Source organism: Brucella haematophila, assembly GCF_005938105.1.
Classification (GTDB): domain Bacteria; phylum Pseudomonadota; class Alphaproteobacteria; order Rhizobiales; family Rhizobiaceae; genus Brucella; species Brucella haematophila.
In genome coordinates this window covers 327,984-349,086 of sequence record NZ_VCPE01000001.1, presented here as the reverse complement: position 1 = coordinate 349,086, position 21,103 = coordinate 327,984, and the positions used below count along the sequence as shown (strand labels likewise).

The window sequence follows — 21,103 nt, the reverse complement described above, 5'->3', positions numbered from 1 at the left end:
CGCTCCGGTGCTCGAAAATCACTCGTTTCGCCTCGACCTGACGAATTTACAACTGTCGTGCTAGGCTCCGGTATCGGAAAAACCGATACCAGCTTTCCGATAAATGAATTTGCGAAAGGCAGGGTTTCAGCACACCATCCGCTCCGGGAACAAAATCACTGAATGTGAATAAAACGGGAGAGGTCGATGAGAAAATTTCTGCAATCCTGTACCGCATTGATGGCCGTCGCGAGCTTTGCCACGCAGGCCATTGCCGCCGAACCGCTGAAAGCGATTGGCGAAGGTGAAGGCGCGCTGAGCATCGTGGCCTGGGCGGGCTATATCGAACGCGGCGAAACCGACAAGAATTACGACTGGGTCACGGATTTCGAAAAGGAAACCGGCTGCAAGGTCAGCGTGAAGACCGCCGCCACCTCCGACGAGATGGTGGCGCTGATGAATGAAGGCGGTTTCGACCTCGTCACCGCTTCCGGCGATGCCTCGCTTCGTCTTGTTGCAGGCAAGCGCGTGCAACCCATCAACACCGACCTCATTCCAAGCTGGAAAACCGTGGACGAGCGGCTGCAAAATGCGCCGTGGTTCACCGTCAAGGACGTGCATTACGGCGTGCCCTATCTCTGGGGCCCGAACGTGCTGATGTACAATACCGACGTCTTCAAGGGCGAAGCGCCGAAGAGCTGGAACGTTGTGTTCGAAGAGCAGAACCTGCCAGACGGCAAATCCAACAAGGGCCGTGTGCAGGCCTATGACGGTCCAATCTATATCGCCGACGCAGCGCTTTATCTCATGAAGCACAAGCCGGAACTCGGCATCAAAAATCCTTACGAACTCAACGAAGACCAGTACAAGGCGGCGCTCGATCTCCTGCGTGGACAGCGCAAGCTCGTCAGCCGTTACTGGCACGACGCCATGATCCAGATCGATGACTTCAAGAATGAAGGCGTCGTGGCTTCCGGCTCGTGGCCCTTCCAGGTCAACCTCCTGAAGTCGGAAAATGCCAAGGTTGGCTCGACCTTCCCGGAGGAAGGCGCGACCGGCTGGGCCGACACCACCATGCTGCATGTGGATAGCGAGCACCCCAATTGCGCCTATAAGTGGTTCGAGCATTCGCTAAAACCGAAAGTGCAAGGTGATGCCGCGGCATGGTTCGGCGCGGTACCATCCGTTCCGGCAGCTTGTAAGGGCAATGCGCTCCTGACCGACGAAGGCTGCGCCACCAACGGCTACGACAATTTTGCCAAGATTAGCTTCTGGCGCACACCGACAGCCAAATGCGAAAGCCAGGGCGAATGCGTGCCCTATCATCGCTGGGTGTCGGATTATATCGGCGTCATTGGCGGTCGCTGACTTCGACTATCGTAAGCACGAAGATTGCCCTTCCTTCAGCTGAAGGAAGGGAACGGACAGACGCGCCCGCACACCAAACAGATGCTGGCGCTCTCCATGATGGGTAGAACCATGACCGCAGCAGTTCGTTTTGAAAATGTGAGTCGGCACTTCGGCGAAGTTCGGGCCGTCGATCACGTCAACCTGACCATCGCGCCCGGCGAATTCTTTGCCATGCTCGGCCCCTCCGGTTCCGGCAAGACGACCTGCCTGCGGTTGATCGCGGGTTTTGAACAGCCGACCGATGGCAGAATAGAGATTTTTGGCGAAAGCGCTGGTGGCGTTCCGCCCTATCGGCGCAACGTCAACACGGTGTTTCAGGATTATGCGCTGTTTCCGCATCTCAGCATTCTGGACAATGTGGCCTATGGGCTGATGGTGCGCGGCACCGGAAAGGCCGAGCGCCACCGCGCCGCCGAAGAAATGCTGGAACTGGTCAAACTGCCCGGCTATGGCGCCCGCAAGCCAAGCCAGCTTTCCGGCGGGCAGCGGCAGCGCGTTGCACTGGCCCGCGCCCTCGTCAACAAGCCGAAAGTGCTGCTGCTCGACGAGCCGCTCGGAGCGCTCGACCTTAAACTGCGCGAGCAGATGCAGGAAGAGCTGAAGAGCCTGCAAAAGGCGCTGGGCATCACCTTCGTTTTCGTGACGCACGATCAGGGCGAAGCGCTTTCCATGGCTGACCGCATCGCGGTCTTCAATAATGGCCGCATCGTTCAGGCCGGAACACCGCAGGAAATCTATAATCGCCCGCAAACCCGCTTCGTTGCGGATTTCGTCGGCTCGTCCAATGTCGTCGCACCCGAAATCATGGCCGCATTTGGCGGTGAGCGGCGCTGGGCCAGCCTCCGGCCGGAATCCATTCGCCTTGCCGACAAGGGCGACAAGATCGGCGTCGCTGCGCGGATCGAAACCGCCAGCTTCCTCGGCTCCTCCACACGTCTCGGTGTGGAAGCCGAAGGCGCCAGACTGCATGTCATGCTGCCCGCTGGCGCAAGCGTTCCCGAGACCGGATCGGATATCCGCATCGTCTGGAATCCGGGTGACGTTCATTACATGGATCAGGCAGCATGAGCGGCGCGCAGGCTTCCACACTCGGAAACTCCGGGGCTAATCCGACCTCCATCCTGCCGCAGCGCGGCGGGATGCTTGGTCGCCTCTCCGATCTGTTCTGGCGTCGTCCGGGGTTGCTCCTGTTTCTCATGCTCACGCCGCCGCTTTTGTGGTTGGGCATTATCTATATCGGCTCGCTGATCGCTCTGCTCTTGCAGAGCTTCTTCTCGGTCGACGATTTCTCCGGGCTGATCGATTATAATTTCACGCTCGCGACCTATGCGCAGCTCTTAAACTCCGCCAATCTCGACATCATCATCCGCACGGTGCTGATGGCGGCGCTTGTGACGATTGCATCTGCTTTCGTCGCCTTCCCCATTGCCTATTACGCCGCCCGCTATGCTCGCGGCCGCTGGAAGGCGCTGTTCTATCTCGGCATCATGCTGCCGCTCTGGTCGAGCTATCTGGTCAAGGTCTATGCCTGGAAACTGATCCTCGCCAAGGAAGGAATCCTGACCTGGATCTTCGCGAAACTGCATTTGTCCTGGTTGCTCGACGGCGTTCTGTCCCTGCCAATCATCGGCGGCAATTCTCTATCGGTCAGCTATCTCGGCACTTTCATCGTCTTCGTCTATATCTGGCTGCCCTATATGATCCTGCCGACACAGGCCGCGCTGGAGCGTGTGCCGGGCAATCTGGTGGAAGCCTCGTCCGACCTCGGCGCAACGCCTGCACAAACTTTCCGAACCGTGCTGATGCCGCTCGCCATGCCGGGCATCATCGCCGGGTCGATCTTCACCTTTTCGCTGACGCTTGGCGATTACATCATTCCGCAGATCATCGGTTCGTCGCGCCTGTTCATCGGACAAGCGGTCTATACCCAGCAGGGAACAGCTGGCAACGTGCCGCTCGCCGCCGCCTTCTCCGTCGTGCCGATCGTCATCATGGCCATCTATCTCTGGCTCGCCAAGAAACAGGGGGCTTTCGATGCGCTCTGATCGCAACAACCGCGCTTCTTTCGGATTAAAACTTGCTGCCGGACTGGGCCTCGCCTTCCTGCATCTGCCGATCGTGCTCATCTTCGTCTATGCCTTCACGACGGAAGAAAAGAGCTATCAATGGCCGCCGCCGGGCTTCACGCTGCAATGGTTCGCCGTCACATGGAACCGCGCCGATGTGTGGTCGTCGCTTGCACTCTCCGTGCAGGTGGCCACGATTGCGACCGTGATTGCGCTCGTGCTGGGAACGCTGTGTGCGGCTGCCGTCAGCCGAACCCACTTCTTCGGACGCGAAAGCATCTCGCTGCTGGTCATCCTGCCCATCGCGCTGCCCGGCGTTGTCACTGGCATCGCCCTGCGCTCGGCTTTCTCGCTGTTCGACATTCCGTTTTCGATGTGGACCATCGTGCTCGGTCACGCAACCTTCTGCGTGGTGGTCGTCTACAACAATGCTGTCGCCCGTTTTCGGCGCACGTCGGGTTCGCTGATCGAAGCCTCGATGGACCTTGGTGCAAACGGGTTCCAGACCTTCCGCTATGTGATCCTGCCAAATATCGGAACAGCCCTGCTCGCAGGCGGCATGCTCGCATTCGCACTGTCTTTTGACGAGGTGATCGTCACTACATTTACCGGCGGCCAGCAGATGACCCTGCCGATCTGGATGCTTCAGGAACTGATCCGGCCACGCCAGCGCCCCGTCACCAATGTGGTGGCCATGGTGGTGGTTCTGGTGACCTTCCTGCCCATCCTCGCCGCCTACTATCTCACCCGCGATGGCGATCAGGTCGCCGGTCACGGGAAATGACACAAGGGAGAACGACATGAACACCGAAATGCTGATTGGCTCACGCTTTGAAGCTGGCACGGAGGTCGAGGAAAACGTCCTCAATCCCAAGACCGGCGAAACCGTTCTCAAACTGCCGGAAGCCTCGCTCGGTCAGATCGACGCCGCCGTGGCCGCTGCCGACAAGGCATTCAAAACCTGGTCGCGCACCACACCCGGCGAGCGCTCCAACTATCTTCTGAAGATTGCGGATGCGATCGAGCGGGACGCAGAAGCCTTCGCCACGCTGGAAGCGCTTAATTGCGGCAAACCGATCAATGCCGTCATCAATGATGAAATTCCGGCCATTGTCGATTGCTATCGCTTCTTTGCAGGCGCAGTGCGCAATCTTCATGGACCGATTGCCGCCGAATATATTCCGAACCACACATCGATGATCCGCCGCGATCCGGTCGGCATTATCGGCTCCATCGCTCCTTGGAACTATCCGCTGATGATGATGGCATGGAAACTCGCGCCAGCCATTGCGGGCGGCAATACGGTGGTTTTCAAACCGTCCGAACAGACGCCGCTGACAGCGCTGAAAATGGCCAAACTGCTGGCGGATATTCTGCCGGAGGGCGTCGTCAATATCGTGCTGGGACGCGGCGAAACCGTGGGCAACGCGTTGATCAATCATCCGCGTATCGACATGGTGTCGATCACCGGCGATGTTGCAACAGGCAAGAAGGTCTTGCAGGCAGCGGCCAAGAGCGTGAAACGCACCCACCTGGAGCTTGGCGGCAAGGCGCCTGTCCTTGTCTTCGACGATGCGGACATTGAAGCCGTCGTCAACGGTATTCGCACTTTCGGCTATTACAATGCTGGACAGGACTGCACCGCCGCCTGCCGCATTTATGCCGATGCGCGCATCTACGACCGTTTCGTCGCGGACTTGTCGTCCGCCGTTTCCAGCATCCGCTACAATCTGGAAGACGACAGCCAGAACGAAATCGGGCCGCTTATCTCCCGCCGCCAGCGTGATCGCGTTGAGAGCTTTGTCGCCCGTGCCCGCGAGCACAAGCATATCGAGATAACGACGGGCGGAAAAACTGCCGGTGCGAACGGTTTCTTCTTTGAGCCGACGGTTATTGCCGGTGCGACACAGGACGATGAAATCGTGCGCCGCGAAGTCTTTGGCCCGGTTGTATCGGTCACGCGCTTCAGCGATGTCGATGAAGCCGTACGATGGGCAAATGACAGCGATTACGGGCTAGCCTCATCGGTCTGGACCAAAGATGTCAGCAAGGGCATGCAGGCCGCAGCCCGCCTGCAATATGGCTGCACCTGGATCAACACCCATTTCATGCTGACCAATGAAATGCCGCATGGCGGATTGAAACAATCCGGCTATGGCAAGGACATGTCGATCTACGCGCTGGAGGACTATACCGCCGTGCGCCATATCATGATCGCGCATTGAGCGGTCACCGAGCCTATAACCGAACGGCGATGGCGGCAGCTTTGCCGCCATTTCCATTTGTTCTCAAGAGCTTATCTTATTGTGTATTGTCGTTCCGATTAATCTTATTACTAGCTAAATTAGCTTGAGCATCCCGCAGACTTCGCCTATTCGATTCTCAAATTCAATCTCAGGGCGAGCGGGATTTTGAGAGTTGACACGTATTAACTGCATTCCCCCATCAGAGCTGACCGGGCCGCATCTTGTTGCGGAATACCGGGAACTGCCACGTATTTTCGCCCTTGTGAAAGCCGCGATCCTGCGCGGCGAGACGCCCACAGATCGCAGAAATCCGCATGCCTACACACTTGGAACCGGCCACGTCCGGTTTTTCTATACGCGACTTGGCTATCTGGCGAAGCGTCAGGCCTCTCTCGTGGCCGAAATGCAGGCCAGAGGTTACGCGCCCCAGTTTACGGCAACCCATGAATTGCTGATCGACATCCCGCCGGAATGGTGCTGCGACTGGGAGCCTTCCGACGAAGCCATGGCGATCAACCGAGCCCGTATTGCCGAACGTTTGCGGAAATAGGCAACGCTCAACAGCGATCAATTAAACAACCATGCATAGACGCAACCTGGAAATACAATTGATTACCGTGGGTTGAAACTCAATCTAAATAGAACAAGGATAGTTATGTAATTTCAAATTCTTCATAAGCTTATATGTTTCTAAATAATAATACTCTATTCTGGAAAATACGGACTAAATTTGATATGATTAAGCAGCAACATCCCCCATGCTGAGACATACCGCATGACCGAAAAAAGAACGGCGCCGGAAAAGAAGCACGCGCTGGAACAACAGACATCGTCCTTTACCGACGCTGTTGAAGAGATTGCGCGGAAGCTGCAAAAGCCCTTGCAGCCCGACCTTGAAGACGATTTCATCCGCTATGCGCTCGACAGCGCCGCCATCGTCGCCCACACGGATGTTCGCGGCACCATCACCTATGTCAACCGCAAGTTCTGCGAGATCAGCGGCTATACTGCCCGCGAGCTGATCGGCGCAAACCACCGCATCTTGCATTCGGGTATCCATAACAAGGACTTCTTTCGCGACATGTATCGCGATATTGCGCATGGCAAGATCTGGCACGGCGAAATTTGCAACCGGCGCAAGGATGGCTCGCGCTACTGGGTGGATACGACCATCGTTCCGCATCTGTCGCCTGCTGGCAAAGTGGATAGCTACACCGCCATTCGGTTCGATATTTCAGCGCGCAAGGAGCTTGAAAGCGCCTTGCGGACCAGCAAGGAACATCTCGACCAGCTTGCCAATCTCGACCCGCTGACCGGACTGCCCAACCGCCGCCGTTTCCAGGAATTTCTGGAAATGCAGGTGCAGGACCACGAGCGCTCCAATGGCATATTTCATCTGGCGCTGCTTGATGTGGACTCCTTCAAGGAGGTCAACGACACGTTCGGCCATCACGCGGGCGATGTTCTGCTCCAGAATATTGGCAAGCGTTTGCGCTCGTTCGAAGATAGCCGGTTGTTCATGTCACGCATGGGCGGCGATGAATTCAGCCTCATCCTCGTCGGCGCGACGGATTACGAAGCCGACATGTTGTTTGAAGAAATTCTGGAGGCCATTCGCCAGCCCATGGTGATAGGCTCTACGCCACGGCGCATATCCTCCAGCCTTGGCATTGCGCGATTTCCGCGTGACGGCAAGGATGTCGGCAATCTGTTCAAGGCGGCAGATCTTGCGCTCTACAAGGCCAAGGCACTGGGACGCGACCGAGTGGAGGTTTTCCAGCCACAATTGCGCGAAGTCGCCCGGCGAAAATCCGCACTCTATGAAGAAATCGAAGGCGGGCTGGAGCACGGCGAATTCGAACTGCATTATCAGCCCATCATTCCACTCATCTCCGGTCAGGCATTTTCGCTTGAAGCGCTCATGCGCTGGCGTCATCCCGAACGGGGATTGTTGACCCCAGCCTATTTCGGAGAGGGTTTTGAAGACCCGGCAATCCGTGCAGCACTCGGCATGTTCATGCTGGAGCGGATTTTTGCCGACGTTCAATCGTTGCTCAAGGCTGAAGCGCCTTTGCACCGCATTGCAATGAACCTGACCAATTCCGATTTCCGCTCGGACATCTTTCTCGACCGCTTCTTTGAACTATGCGCCGAAACCGGGATTGGACCGGAGAGGTTCAGCGCAGAGATGACGGAAGGCATGTTGCTCGGCCTCGCGCAGAAACGTGTGGAACAGGGTCTCAAACGGCTTCATATGGCGGGCGTCGAAGTCGCCCTCGACGATTTTGGCACCGGCTTCGCCTCGCTGACGCATTTGCGCCGCCTGCCGATAGACCGCCTGAAAATCGACCGCAGCTTCGTTGCCAATATCGCCGCTTCGCCGGAAGACCGCGCCATTGTGCGCGGCGTCATTCAGATCGCCCATAGTCTGGGCAAGACAGTCACCGCCGAAGGCGTCGAGACCATCGAACAAATCAACCTTTTGAGCGACATGAAATGCGATCATTTGCAGGGTTGGTATTTCAGCGCGGCATGTGAAGTGCGAGACCTGCCGGAGGTGCTGGCCACGCTCCCCAGACTTGATGCAGAAAAGCTGCACTGATCTCCGCCACATTGTTGCCGTTTTGACATAGTGCGCGTCTTTCTGTCGGGAATGCCTCTTGACAACGTTTACCCGGGCGCGACTCATGCTATTAATCTCGCGTCTCGCCATTGGGGGCTTTGGCGGAGATTCACCGCCCTAGCGCGTTTATTCGCGGCTGGGGCGGTTTAGTTTTAGGGCCTTGCAAAATACGCATATCTCGGTTGCAGGATCGGTCATTGTAACGATCAGCCCACGGCTCTATTTTGCAGTTGTTCGGTTTTACTCCTCCTCCCAAAAACCGAACCTGAAGCGCGATACTCCTCCTCCTCCCAATCGCGCTTTACCAATCCGCCCGCAGCAACTTCTCCTCCTCCCAAATTGCTGCGGGCGTTTTGCTATCCAGATTTCCCTTTTACAGACCGCTCTTCAAAAACTGATCGTTGACGCGAGCCGTTTCAGCCCCCGATCGTTCCGCCGGTCATCGGCGCGGGCACGCCCGTGGTGCTTGGAAAGCTGATCGGCAAACCGCGCAATGCGCGCACAGCGAGAAACGCAAAGCACTCCGCCTCGACGGCATCGCCACGCCAGCCCAGGGTCTCGACCGGCACAAGCTCGACACCCGCACGCTCGACCAGCATTCGCATCATCGTCGGGTTATGACGCCCGCCACCGGACACGGCCAAGCGCTTCGGGCGATGGGGCAGAATGTCGAGCGCCTTTGCCACAGCCGACGTGGTGAAGGCTGTGAGCGTCGCCGCGCCATCCTCGTCGCTGAGACCGTCAGCCATTGCGGCGGTAAAATCAAACCGGTCGAGCGATTTTGGAAAAGGCGCTGTCATATAGGGATGCTCAAGCAGCTTGGCGAGGCGCGCCTCATCCACATGGCCGCGAGCGGCCAGCGCACCGTCACGATCCATCTCGCCCAGACCGCGTGCCTTCATGAAATCATTGATCGGCGCATTGGCCGGGCCGGTATCGAAAGCGACCAGCGTGTCGTCGCCATCCCACCATGTAATATTGCCGACACCGCCGAGATTGAGAATGGCCGTATCGCCGCTGGAATCGGCGCTGCGCAGCAAAGCCGCATGATAGATTGCAGCCAGCGGTGCACCCTGCCCGCCAGCGCGAATGTCGGCGGTTCGAAAATCATAGACGACCTTGGTGCCAAGCAGCTCGCTCATCAGCGCGCCATCGCCAAGTTGGCGCGTATCGCCAAGCCGTCCTTGCTGCGGGGCGCGGTGCAGCACCGTCTGGCCATGAAAGCCGACAACGCCAATATCGGCCATGATGAGACCGCTTTCTTCCACCAGCTCGCGCACGGCGGCAGATTGCGCCCGCGTCAAGGCATCTTCCGCCTCGGCAAAAATCGCGGGTTCCGGGCCTTCGAAATTCCAGACCCGCGCCTCGGCCTGCGCCTGTTGCAAAAGTGCAAGTATACCATCCGGATAAGGCTTCAGCGCGTAAGTACCGAATATATCAACTGTTTCGCCATCGGTTTTCAACAGCGCGACGTCGATATTTCCATCGAGAACAGTGCCGGTCATCAGACCTACGGCCCAGATTGGCTGCATAAAACCCTCCACATTCCTGGATTTCAGAGAAAGTGTTAGTGCAATTCGGCGTTAAAAGGAAATACCAGATAAATGCCCGAACAAAAACAAAGAGCGGCTTCGGCATGTCCGCCAAAACCGCTTTTTGAAACAATGCAGATCACGTGGGTTAGGCGCTGACGCGCATACCCTTCTCCGGCTCGAAAACGTGGCTCGTCGCCGGATCGATCGCAATCGGCAGCACGTCGCCCGGACGCACAGTCAGACGCTCGCGGAACAGGCAGGTGATCGGCTGCGTGCCGAGCTTGCCCATAACCATGATTTCCGAACCCGTCGGCTCGACGATTTCTGCCGTAACCGGAACGCCGCCTTCAGCGATCTTCATATGCTCTGGGCGCACGCCATAGACGGCCTTAGCCGAAAGGCTTGCATAATCACCCTGCCGCAGCGACAGGCGGAAGCCGCCATCGGCCACAAACGAACCTTCCTCGATCTTGCCGTTGATGAAGTTCATGGACGGCGAGCCGATGAAACCCGCAACAAACATATTGGCCGGACGATCATAAAGATCGAGCGGCGCGCCGATCTGCTCCACCAGACCATCGCGCATAACCACAATCTTGTCGGCCATGGTCATGGCTTCGATCTGGTCGTGGGTCACGTAGATGGTCGTGGTTTTCAGGCGCTGATGCAGCCCCTTGATTTCGCCGCGCATCTGTACGCGTAGCTTGGCATCGAGGTTGGAGAGCGGTTCGTCGAACAGGAAGACCTGCGGATCGCGCACAATGGCGCGGCCCATTGCAACGCGCTGGCGCTGACCGCCGGAAAGCTGGCGCGGAAACCGGTCGAGCAGCTTGTTGAGGCCGAGGATTTCGGCCGCGCGGGCGACGCGGTTTTCACGCTCATCCTTCGGCGCATTCTTGAGCATGAGCGCAAAGCCCATATTGTCGGCGACCGTCATATGCGGATAAAGCGCATAGTTCTGGAATACCATGGCGATATCGCGTTCCTTGGCGCGCAGGTCGTTGACCACACGCGGACCAATTGCGATCTCGCCGTCGCTGATTTCCTCAAGCCCTGCGATCATGCGCAGAAGCGTGGACTTTCCGCAGCCCGAAGGACCAACGAGCACGACGAACTCGCCGTCTTCAATGCTGACCGACACGCCGTGCAGAACGCCGACATTGCCATATTTCTTGACTGCATTACGGATGGATACAGATGCCATCTTGAACCCCAACTCTTATTTGACGGCGCCTGCGGTCAGACCTGCAACGATCTGGCGCTGTGCGAAGACGGTAAGCAACAGAACAGGCAGAGTGACCACAAGTGCTGCGGCAGCAAGCGGACCCCAGCTCACCTGTTCGAAGGAAAGCATGTTGTAGACGGCGACCGGCAGCGTGCGCGTTTCGCGGCTTGCGAGCACGATCCCGAACACGAAATTGTTCCACGAGAAGATCACCGCAAGGATAAGCGACACCACGATGCCGGGCTTGGCAATGGGCAGCGCCACCTTGAGAAACACCTGCAACGAGGACGCACCGTCGATTATCGCCGCCTCTTCCAGTTCCATCGGCGTCGTTTCGAAATAGCCGATCATGATCCAGATCACGATAGGTACCGTGACGACCAGATGGATGATGATCTGGGGCCAGAGCGTGCCCAACAGACCCAGCGTCTGGAACAGAAGGAATAGCGGGATCAGATAGGACAGCCCCGGCGTCATACGGGCGATCATGATGACAATCGCCGATTTATGCGCCCGAAGCCGCGCAATGCCATAGCCCGCCGGAACACCGACCAGAAGGGCGAGCAGCGTCGCCATGCCGGTCACCAGAAGGCTATTCCAGAAGTACAGCAGAAAATCATTGGCTTCGAAAATCTGCGTGTAGTTCGACCAGGCGAAACGTTCCGGGATCAGGATCGGCGGATAAGCGCCATTGTCGATTTCATATTTGAGCGAGAGCGACAGCATCCAGATGAAGAAGAAAAGCGCCGGCGAAACGATGATGAAAACAAGAAGCGCAGTGCCGAGCTTCGACAGAATTGACTTGCGTGCCATTAGCCGGTCCTCAAGCGTTCCATTTGGTCCGCTGACGAAGCGCCAGCAGGATCATGGACATGGCGATAATGACGATGAAGAACACCACGGCAATCGCCGAAGCATATCCGATGTCGTAATAAGAAAACGCCACGTTATAGAGATAGATGTTGATGGTTTCCGATGCCGTGCCCGGGCCGCCTTGTGTCATCGCAAAGATGATGTCGAAGCTTTTCAGCGCATCGATCGAGCGGATGATGACGGCCACCATGATGAAAGGCAGGATCATCGGAAGCGTGATGTAGCGAAATTTCTGCCAGCCATTCGCGCCGTCGATTTCAGCGCTTTCAAACGGATCGCGCGGCATGGAGGCAAGGCCACCGAGCACGATCAGCATAACCAGCGGCGTCCATTGCCATGTCTCGACCGCAACCAGCGACGGAATAACCGTGTTCTGGTTGAAAATCCATTCCTGCGGGCCAATGCCGACCAGCGACAGGACATAGTTCAACACACCGAGCTGCGGGTGATACATCATCGTCCAGACCAGCGCGACCGCAACCGGCGTTGCCATCATCGGCATGACGAAGATACCGCGTAACAATCCGCGCATCGGCAGTTTGCTGTCGAAGATGAGAGCGGCAATCGTGCCGAGCACCATGGGCGCCACCACGGACAGGACCGTATAGACAGCCGTGTGCCACATGGAATCCCAGAAGCGGGCATCGCCTGCCAGACGAATATAATTCTCGAAGCCGACAAAGCTGATGCCGCCGCCGAGCTGCCATTGATTAGCGCTCATCCAGAGGGTGAAAAGCCAAGGGAAGACGATCACCGCCCCGACGATGATCAAGGCGGGAAGCACAAATGGCCAATAGCTCGGTTTCAGATGGCTTTTGCCAGCCTTGCCACCAGCTTTCGTTGTGGAAACCGCCTTTGTGGCGGCCTCCCCATTCATGCTCTTTGTTGCTCCTGTCGGGGCGGCAGATGTCATTTTCCTTCGCTCCGTGCGAGGACCGGACGGAATTCTTCCGTCGCGCGCTTCATTTCAGCTTCTGCTTCAGCACCATTCAGTAGATTGGTGAGGCCAACGCCCATGATGTCGCGGAATTCCGTGACAGGAACGATGACTGGCAGGCAGAGCTGGCTGATCGGTGCAGATTTCGACAGGGCTTCGACCCAGCCTTCCGGCATGGTCACGCCCTTGCGCACTTCCGCGTCGTCGATGATCGACTTGCGGAACGGAACGCCCGAACCCGTCTGCAGCAGACGTGCGCCCATTTCCTTCGAAATGGCCCACTGGCAGTAAAGATAAGCGGCTTCCTTCTTGGTCGACGCTTCGGTCACGCCGATACCGTCGCCGGTCGTCGGTGCGGCCTGGGCCTTTGGTCCGGCAGGAATAACGCCATAGCCGACCTTGCCAACAACACGCGACTTGTTCGGGTCTTCGAGCGGCGGCGCAAAGCCGATACCGTCGAGCCACATGCCAACCTTGCCCTGAAGGAAGCTCGACTGGCATTCCGCCCAGTTGAAACCGGCAACACCGGGAGGTGCAGCTTTGGTCATCAGGCGTTGGTAGAGCTTGGCGGCTTCGATGGCTTCTGCCGAATCCGTCTTCAGATTGCCGTCGGCATCGACCGCGCTCTGGCCATAGCCGAGCATCAGGCTCGTCCAGACCGGAACATTGGCATTCTTCATGCCGCGGGCCACAAAGCCGTAGGTATTCGAAGAGGGATCGGTCAGCGCCTCGGCGGCCTTGACCAGCTCTTCGAAGGTCTTCGGATATTCGATGCCCTTGGCCGCGAACAGATCCTTGTTCCAGTAGATGATCCAGTAATCAACCGAGAACGGCAGTGCACCGAAGCGGCCATTGGCATCCTTGGCGAAGGTCAGACCAGCGCTTGCGAAATCGCTTTCAGTCAGCGAGGCGTCGGTCAGCGTCGGGTCTTTCAGGAACGGATTAAGATCGGCGAGCCAGCCGCCCTTTTCGAACTGACGCTTCTGAACGTGATAGCTGATATGAATGACGTCGAAGCTCGGGCGACCGGAGGTCAGCTCGATGACCGCCTTCTGGCGCTGCTGCTGTTCCGGCATCTGTTCGGAATGAACCTTGATGCCCGTCAACTCTTCGAATTCCTTCTGATGCTTCTGAAGGATTTCGCCGCGCGGGCTCTTGATAAGGTTCACCTCGAGCGTGGTGCCCGCATATTTCTTCCAGTCAACCGTGGAAGCGGCGAAAGACGGGCTGATGCCTGTCACGCCCGATGCGGCGATTGCCGCAGAACCCGCCAGAAACTGGCGGCGTGTTGGATGAAATAGTTTCATGCTTCTCCTCCCCTATGTTCCAAACTTGGCAACTCCTCTTGCCAAGCCACTGATTCTATTTGGCTAAATATGCAATGCCAGCGTCCGTGCATTGTTGATGTGAACGGCGATAGCATCCATGGCAATTTGCGGGTCGCGGGTTTCAATCGCCGAGAGAACCGCGAGATGTTCCTGCATGACCGGGATGACGCGTCCGGTGATCCGGAAACGCTCCTGATTGATCAGGCGCATCTTGATCGTATTCGTCTGGTAGGCGCGCCAGATGATTTCATTGTCGAGCGAGGCGACAATGGTGTCGTGCAGGCTCCAGTCGATATTCTGCGCCCGTTCCTCTAGCTCCGGCGTCTCGCCTTCGCTCATGGCCCGGTTCAGCGTGTCTTCATGCTCGGCACGCAGCGAGCGCAGCAATTCATCGGAAGCCGACTGACAGAAAATCGCAACAGACTCCTTCTCAATGAACAAGCGAAACTGAAAAGCCTCGCGGATGAGATTGAGATCGATATGGGCAATCTGGAGCCCGCGCTGTGGCACGGTCTTGATCAGACCTTCCGCCTCAAGACGTGGGATCAGTTCACGGATTGCGCCAAGCGGCAGACCCGTCATGGTCACGAGTTGGCGTTGCGAGACGAACTGGCCCGGATGGAAATCGCGCGCCAGCAAATGCTGGGTAAAGCTCTGATAGGCTTTGTCCCGCAATTTCACCGGCTCGTTCTGATCTTCCGCCAAGGCTTTGTCCTCTCCCAACCGCTTTGGTTATACTGCGGAAACGTCTCCCACTTTTCCGCAGCATGTCTGCATCGCTTATGCCCGGCTCAGGCAGCCTTTGCCATATGCAATCCGTCAAATACACTGCCAATTGCATCGAAATCCGCATCATTCAGCGCAACCAGCGGCGCGCGGACATGACGCCATTCCATATCGCCAGTATGACGCGCCACCAGCGCCTTCACCGCAGGTGTTACCGGATAGTTGAGCAGCTTGCGCACGGCATCGACCAACTCGGCGTCGTCCTGTCCATCATTGACCATGCGCAGAAGACGGTCCGGGAACAGATTGGCCATGCCGGAAATTGCACCCTGCCCGCCCAGACGGACGCCAGCGGCGAGATCGCGCTCGTCACCGATGAGGATAGCAATGTCCTTATGCGCGGCCAGAAGCTTCTCGGTGTAAGCCCAATTGCCCGACGAATCCTTCACGCCAGAGATAATCGCGCCGAAAGCATCGCGCAGACGACCAATCAGGTCGACGGACAGCTCAACAGCCGTCACCGACGGGATGTTGTAAAGGATGATATCGCGCGCATCCGAACCAAGACCTTTCAACACGGCGGAGAACCAGTTGAAGAGGCCGTCGTCGGAGAGATTCTTGAAATAGGAAGGCGGCGCCAGAAGAATGGCCTTACAGCCACGACGCAGCGCATCGCCAGCCTGAAGCACAGCATCGGCAACCGAATTTTCCATCACACCGACAACAATTTTGGATGCCGGAAAGCCCTGCGCAATGAATGCATCAAGAAGAGCTGCGCGTTCCGCATCGGCAATCGACGAACCTTCGCCGGTGGTGCCGAACAAAGTGACGCTGGAACAGCCATGATCGAGGCGCGCACGTGCATGCTTGAGCGCACGGCTGACGTCGATTTTGCCATCAGCATCGAATGGCGTCGTAAGCGCTGCAGAGAGCCCGAAGCGCTCCTGCCCAGAATGATATTGCGGCAAAGCCGTCTCCTCCCAAGATTGAACCGTAAGTTGGCACATACTAACATGTTAGTAAATAGTCAATTCGGGTTCACTGTGTATTTATGCAAATTCTGGGGGATTTGTGTCCTAGGCTGGAAGCAGTCCGCTCTCCATAAACGCCAGGACCTCTGCACGGCTTGGCGAACCGGAACGCCCGCCAAAGCGTGCGCATTTGATGGCGGCGGCGGCATTGGCAAAACGGATAATGTCGTGCATCGCCCCGCCTTCGACGAGGCCAAGCGCGAAGGCGCCGTGGAAAACATCGCCCGCAGCGAGCGTATCGACAGCCTTGACCCGGAAACCGGCGACATGCTGCACCGAATGCCCGGCCCGTTCCGTCCAGTAACATCCGTTCGCACCGGCGGTTACAGCGGTGAAAACATCATATCGGCTGGCCAATATCCCGACGCATTCGCTCAAATCTGCCGTGCCGGTCAGGCTGATGGCGGCGGGTTCGGAAGCAACAATATGCGTTGCAAGCGGCAACAACCGCTCAAGGAGTTCGACCGGGGCCGTATCAGCATCAAGAATCGCCGGAATACCGGCGCGACGGGCGGCCTTAAGACCAGTTTCGGCAGCCCACGCCCAGCGAACATCGGCCATAACCGCCGCAAACGCACCCGCCTCGACGGGCGGCACGATTGAAGCCGGGCTGCCCAGCTGCGGGTCGTAGAACGGTACAATGACGCGCTCGCCCGACGGATCGACCAGAATCGAAGAAAAAGCGGTACGTGCGCCTGCAAGTCTGCGAATAGGAGTGCAGTCGATCCCTTCCGCCCGCAGTTCCGCAATCACACGTTCACCGGTGGCATCATCGCCCGTCGAAGCCCAAAGCGCCACATCCCCGCCGAGACGGGCGATTGCGGCAGCCGCGCTTGAGGCCATACCCGCAGCGATCTGCACAGCTTCGCTGGGCAGAAATTTCCCGGCATGTTCCGGCAAAGCGTCGAGGCGAAGGATTGTGTCGAGCGTCAAAGCGCCCAGGCAGAGAATAGTGCGGCTCATACTATGCGATCCAGAACTTGCAACCAAATGCGTGACTGACAGCGTCCTCCCCGGATCGCCCAGCCTTCGCCATATCACGTTTTCGTTCGTTGCAAACTGGCCGTTACACGGCAGTCCAAAACCTATGCTTCAATGTTACAACTTAAGAAAGCTCGCTATCCAATTGTTTCAAAAAACTTCTGAGACAAAGCTCTTATACGAATCTGCTTAAATGCCTCCGAAACCTTTTCTCCTCAAAAGGTTGCACTGCACAAAAAAGGCATCAGAGAATTTCACTAAAACACAGCGCGGTTTGATCTCGACAATGCCTAAGATGCAAATTACGCTTTTCGCATGAATCAGTCGGTCCAGCGGCGTGCCGTATTCTTCATTGGCGGGTATGATCCAAAAACGCCGGACGCGTTTTTCAAGCGGCTGCGTAAGGAAATTTCTCGTTTCGACACGCTCTGGGGTTACCAGTCGACGGTCTCCACAGTCGATGACACGCCTGATCACGAGATCGGTCTTGCGACCATCGAAACCCGCGCTGCACGCGAAGATTGGTCGACGACAACCCACTTTAATTTCCTCGCCCTCGATTCAATCGTACTGGCAGATTTCGCCCGCCCCCTGCCCGTGCGGCTTGGCAAATATCTGCGTGCCTTTGCCGACTTCGTCTTTTCCGGGACGGCCTTCCATTTCTTTTCCAAAGCGTGGCGCTTCGGGCTTTATTTCCTCTATCCTTTCCTCGCGATCGTTCTGTTTGCGCTTCTGGGACTGGCGGCTGCTCGCCTGACGGCGCATTGGCTGGGAACCCTGAGCTGGATCATCGGGCTGATCGTATTCTCAGTCGCCTTGATGGTGCTCGGCAAACGCTGGTCCACCAACCATCTGATGGATCTCTGGTCGTTTTCGCTGAACTTCTTTCGCGGCAGGCGACCAGACGCCGAAACGCTGATGCAGCGCTTTGCTGAAGGCATTGTCCAGCGCGTCAGCGCGGGCAAATATGACGAGGTCATCCTGATCGGCCACAGCACCGGCGGCATGCTGATGCTGGATGTCGCCGCCCGCTGTTTGGCCCTCGACAGCACGTTTTCAACGCGCGCGCCGAAGGTGACAATTCTGACGCTCGGTTCCACTGCACTCAAGGCCGGATATCATCCCGCTGCAACGAAATTTCGTGAAGCTGTGCAACGGCTTACCGATGATGGTAAGCTCGAATGGGCTGAAATCCAGTGCCTGACCGACGCCATCAATTTCTACAAGACCGACCCGGTGGCGGAAATGAAGCTCAAGCGGGACGAAGGTCGAAGGTTTCCCTTCGTGCGCCAGGTGCGCGTTAAGGATATGCTGCAGGCCGAGACTTACAAGCGGGTGAAGCGCAACCTTTTTCGCGTGCATTATCAATATGTATTCGGCAATACGAAGCCTTATTGGTATGATTTCTTTCAGGTCTGCTGCGGTCCGAACTATCTGTCCGAGCGTGTGAGCGACCATATTGTGGGCGGCTTGTCGCCAGAAAAGGTAGCTTCCGAATGACGCCCACTCTGGCAATGATCGTCTGGGCAATTGGTCTTGTCGCCTGGGTGGTCATCCGGGTGCCGCATCAACGTCGCGCCCGCAAGATCAAAGTTACGACCAACGCCAAGACGCTGCCGGATCGAGCAGCGTTGAGCGCTGCGAGCATCGGCCTGTCGCTCATCCCGATCATCTATGTCGCAACGGGTTTTCCGGCTGCTGCGGATTATACCTTTCAGCCATGGCTCGGCTGGATCGGCCTTGTGGTCGAACTGGCCTTTCTCTGGCTGTTCTATGCAAGCCATCGCCAGCTCGGCAAAAACTGGTCTGTCTCGCTGGAAATCCGCAAGGAACACAAACTCGTGACGGACGGGCTCTATAAATATGTCCGCCATCCGATGTATTTATCGTTCTGGCTTTGGGCGATAGCGCAGTTTTGCCTGCTCCCCAACTGGTTCGCCGGTCTGGCGGGCCTTGTTGGTGTCGGCATTCTCTATTTTTACCGCGTAGGCCATGAAGAAGCGATGATGCGAAAGGCTTTCGGCGCTTCATATGACGAATATGCCAGGCGCACCGGACGTGTCATTCCGAAACCTTGGCCATAACCTTGGTAAATTTACATGACGAAAAAATCAGGCAATTCGGCGAAATATTTTATGAGCCGCCGTTCTCTGCTGCTCTCCGGGCTGGCCTCCGGCCTTGTGCTGGCTGCGATGCCAGTCGCGGCGCTCGCCAAGACTGCAAAGCCCACTGCACAGGCTCCCAATACGAATGATAAGCAAGGAAACGCCGCGAAGGCGGGACGACCAGACGTCTATCTCCTGCGCGGCTTCGCCAATATTTTCTCCGCTGGCATTGATGAAATCGGCGCTGAATTGCAGGCAGCAGGCGTCGACGCCCATGTCGATGGCAATGCGGCGTGGCGTCTTGTCGCCAACCGGATCATTTCTGACCGGCAGAAATACGGCCCGCAGCCGGTTATTCTCGTCGGTCACTCACTGGGCGCGAACGCTATTATTTCCATTGCGGAAGTTCTGGAAAAGCGCGGCATTCGCGTGGATTATATGGCGTCTTTCGCCGCGACAGCACCCGATCCTCTGCCCGGGAACATTCGTCGCGTCGTCAATTTCTATTTCTCGCAGCACGGCTGGGGACTGCCGCTGGTGCCCGGCCCCCGTTTCAAGGGCAAGCTGGAAAATCGCGATTTCTCCGGAGTGAAAGAAGTCGGCCATTTCAATATCGAAAAACAACGCCCGCTACAGGCGGAAGTCGTGCGCGATATTCTCGGCATCCTCAAATAATGGCCCCCCAATTCGCGGGCGACTGCCGCACAGTCAGCCCGCAAATGGTGATTGCGCTAATTATCACGAACTGAACAACTGTCGCTCTCAATCAATTTAATTGCCGCGCGGCTGCTTTGTGCTAGCGTTCGGATAGCCGGTCTTGCGGTGTATCCCTTCGTTGACAGGAGCTTTGAGTGAAGCGTTGGGTTGTTTGGGGTGTCCCAATTTTATTGGTTGCAGGTGCCGCATATGTCGGCTGGCAACATGCCACGAAACAGAACGGCGCCAGCGCTCCGAACACAGTTCAGACAGATAGTCGGAAAGGTGGCAGCCGCTCGGCCAATGCCGAGCACGCTGTCAAGGTGGCTGTTGCAACCGCTGGCTCGCTGCCGATCCAGCGCAGCACCATCGGCACGGTTGTTGCCGTCGCCTCTACGGCGGTCAACAGTCCCGAACCGGGTAATGTGGCCATTCTCAACGTCAAAGACGGGGCTATCGTCAAGAAGGGCGATCTGATCGCCCAACTCGATGACCGGGCTATCCGCGCCACCGTTGTGAAGGATCAGGCCTCCGTCGCCAAATCGCAGGCCACGCTGAACAATGCGCAAATCCTGCTGAAGCGGATGCAGGATCTTGTCACCAAAGGCGTGAGCACGTCGCAGGCTGGCGACGATGCGCTGGCCGCCCTCAAAGTGGCGGAGGCCCAGTTGCAGGTTGATCAGGCGCAGCTGGCCGCCGATCAGGTGACCCTTGACAATACCAAAATTATAGCGCCTTTCGACGGTCAGCTTGGCGTTGTGCTCGTCTCTGTTGGCGCCTATCTCTCCGCCGGTTCACCGGTCGCGACCATTACGCAGATGAAGCCCATTTATGCGGATTTCACACTGCCAGAGACGGATATCGCGCTTATCCGCGAAACGCTTGCCACTGGCGCGCTGAAAGCCACCGCGTCTGCCGTATCGGCTGACGGCAGGGATATTTCGGAAAGTGGTCCCGTCGGCTTCCTCGACAACACAATTGATGCCGCCAGCGGCACCGTCCGTCTGCGCGCCACGCTGGACAATCAATCCGGCAATTTCTGGCCCGGACAGTCGCTGCGTGTGCTGGTGGAAGCCGGACAAGCAGACAATCTGGTGCTTGTGCCCAGCGTTGCCGTGCAGCCGCAGGAAAATGGTTCGATCAGCTATGTCGTGAAGACCGACAACAGCATCGAGGTGCGCCCCGTCACGGTCGCGCTCCGCGCCAATGGCATGGCCGGTCTGAGTGCCGGCCTGCAACCCGGTGAAAAAGTGGTGACGGAAGGTCAGGCCTCGCTTGCCAATGGCAGCAAGGTGAAGCTGAGCAGCAACGATGCAGAGACAAAAGTCTCTTCCAACTGAAT

Annotated in this window: 19 protein-coding genes; 11 read left to right on the top strand and 8 right to left on the bottom strand. The window is 57.3% G+C overall.

From position 1 onward, the window contains the following. The first annotated feature begins 186 nt into the window (after positions 1-186). The 7 genes from FGI60_RS01595 to FGI60_RS01565 all read left to right on the top strand — a co-directional run bounded on the left by FGI60_RS01595 (position 187) and on the right by FGI60_RS01565 (position 8,303). A complete protein-coding gene (locus tag FGI60_RS01595) occupies positions 187-1,347 on the top strand; it encodes an ABC transporter substrate-binding protein (protein WP_078339173.1) in 1,161 nt (386 codons plus the stop codon). A gap of 111 nt (positions 1,348-1,458) precedes the next feature. Next, on the top strand, positions 1,459-2,457 hold the full coding sequence (locus FGI60_RS01590) for an ABC transporter ATP-binding protein (protein WP_138783632.1): 999 nt from the start codon (positions 1,459-1,461) through the stop codon (positions 2,455-2,457). Continuing rightward, positions 2,454-3,434, top strand: a complete 981-nt coding sequence (locus FGI60_RS01585; protein ID WP_138783631.1) for an ABC transporter permease — start codon at positions 2,454-2,456, stop codon at positions 3,432-3,434. The genes FGI60_RS01590 and FGI60_RS01585 overlap by 4 nt, the downstream gene beginning before the upstream one ends. Continuing rightward, positions 3,424-4,239, top strand: coding sequence for an ABC transporter permease (locus FGI60_RS01580; protein WP_138783630.1), 816 nt, complete (start codon positions 3,424-3,426; stop codon positions 4,237-4,239). Before FGI60_RS01585 ends, FGI60_RS01580 begins: the two co-directional genes overlap by 11 nt. A gap of 16 nt (positions 4,240-4,255) precedes the next feature. After that, positions 4,256-5,680 (top strand): gamma-aminobutyraldehyde dehydrogenase, encoded by a 1,425-nt coding sequence (locus tag FGI60_RS01575; RefSeq protein ID WP_138783629.1) that lies wholly within the window; start codon positions 4,256-4,258, stop codon positions 5,678-5,680. A gap of 193 nt (positions 5,681-5,873) precedes the next feature. Next, positions 5,874-6,251 carry a pyrimidine dimer DNA glycosylase/endonuclease V gene (locus tag FGI60_RS01570; protein WP_138783628.1) on the top strand — a complete coding sequence of 126 codons (378 nt, stop codon included), beginning with the start codon at positions 5,874-5,876 and terminating at the stop codon, positions 6,249-6,251. A gap of 225 nt (positions 6,252-6,476) precedes the next feature. Next, the gene (locus tag FGI60_RS01565) at positions 6,477-8,303 is read left to right on the top strand and encodes a putative bifunctional diguanylate cyclase/phosphodiesterase (protein WP_138783627.1); all 1,827 of its coding nucleotides are present in this window, start codon (positions 6,477-6,479) and stop codon (positions 8,301-8,303) included. A gap of 437 nt (positions 8,304-8,740) precedes the next feature. On the opposite strand, the gene FGI60_RS01560 is transcribed toward FGI60_RS01565, so the two are convergent. The 8 genes from FGI60_RS01560 to FGI60_RS01525 all read right to left on the bottom strand — a co-directional run bounded on the left by FGI60_RS01560 (position 8,741) and on the right by FGI60_RS01525 (position 16,942). Beyond that, entirely contained in the window at positions 8,741-9,856 is a 1,116-nt protein-coding gene (locus tag FGI60_RS01560) for an anhydro-N-acetylmuramic acid kinase (protein ID WP_138783626.1), read from the bottom strand. A 148-nt stretch (positions 9,857-10,004) separates the two neighbouring features. Beyond that, positions 10,005-11,063 carry an ABC transporter ATP-binding protein gene (locus tag FGI60_RS01555; RefSeq protein ID WP_138783625.1) on the bottom strand — a complete coding sequence of 353 codons (1,059 nt, stop codon included), beginning with the start codon at positions 11,061-11,063 and terminating at the stop codon, positions 10,005-10,007. A gap of 15 nt (positions 11,064-11,078) precedes the next feature. After that, positions 11,079-11,897: a carbohydrate ABC transporter permease gene (locus tag FGI60_RS01550; RefSeq protein WP_113533863.1), complete on the bottom strand. Its 819-nt coding sequence runs from the start codon at positions 11,895-11,897 to the stop codon at positions 11,079-11,081. A gap of 10 nt (positions 11,898-11,907) precedes the next feature. Next, positions 11,908-12,870, bottom strand: a complete 963-nt coding sequence (locus tag FGI60_RS01545) for a carbohydrate ABC transporter permease (protein WP_138783624.1) — start codon at positions 12,868-12,870, stop codon at positions 11,908-11,910. Beyond that, complete coding sequence (locus tag FGI60_RS01540; RefSeq protein ID WP_138783623.1) at positions 12,867-14,201, bottom strand: ABC transporter substrate-binding protein; 1,335 nt, start codon at positions 14,199-14,201, stop codon at positions 12,867-12,869. The genes FGI60_RS01545 and FGI60_RS01540 overlap by 4 nt, the downstream gene beginning before the upstream one ends. Positions 14,202-14,264: 63 nt before the next feature. Continuing rightward, positions 14,265-14,927, bottom strand: coding sequence for a GntR family transcriptional regulator (locus FGI60_RS01535; protein WP_138783622.1), 663 nt, complete (start codon positions 14,925-14,927; stop codon positions 14,265-14,267). An 86-nt stretch (positions 14,928-15,013) separates the two neighbouring features. Next, on the bottom strand, positions 15,014-15,916 hold the full coding sequence (locus tag FGI60_RS01530; protein ID WP_138783621.1) for a dihydrodipicolinate synthase family protein: 903 nt from the start codon (positions 15,914-15,916) through the stop codon (positions 15,014-15,016). Positions 15,917-16,024: 108 nt separating this feature from the next. Next, positions 16,025-16,942: a PfkB family carbohydrate kinase gene (locus FGI60_RS01525; RefSeq protein WP_138783620.1), complete on the bottom strand. Its 918-nt coding sequence runs from the start codon at positions 16,940-16,942 to the stop codon at positions 16,025-16,027. 333 nt (positions 16,943-17,275) lie between these two features. Here FGI60_RS01525 and FGI60_RS01520 point away from each other — a divergent pair, with 333 nt between their 5' ends. The 4 genes from FGI60_RS01520 to FGI60_RS01505 all read left to right on the top strand — a co-directional run bounded on the left by FGI60_RS01520 (position 17,276) and on the right by FGI60_RS01505 (position 21,101). Next, a complete protein-coding gene (locus tag FGI60_RS01520) occupies positions 17,276-18,460 on the top strand; it encodes a lipase (protein ID WP_138783619.1) in 1,185 nt (394 codons plus the stop codon). Further along, on the top strand, positions 18,457-19,044 hold the full coding sequence (locus tag FGI60_RS01515) for a protein-S-isoprenylcysteine O-methyltransferase (RefSeq protein ID WP_138783618.1): 588 nt from the start codon (positions 18,457-18,459) through the stop codon (positions 19,042-19,044). Before FGI60_RS01520 ends, FGI60_RS01515 begins: the two co-directional genes overlap by 4 nt. A gap of 51 nt (positions 19,045-19,095) precedes the next feature. Continuing rightward, positions 19,096-19,740 (top strand): lipase, encoded by a 645-nt coding sequence (locus FGI60_RS01510; RefSeq protein ID WP_138783617.1) that lies wholly within the window; start codon positions 19,096-19,098, stop codon positions 19,738-19,740. 374 nt (positions 19,741-20,114) lie between these two features. Further along, positions 20,115-21,101 carry an efflux RND transporter periplasmic adaptor subunit gene (locus tag FGI60_RS01505; protein ID WP_235889717.1) on the top strand — a complete coding sequence of 329 codons (987 nt, stop codon included), beginning with the start codon at positions 20,115-20,117 and terminating at the stop codon, positions 21,099-21,101. Positions 21,102-21,103: the final 2 nt, after the last annotated feature.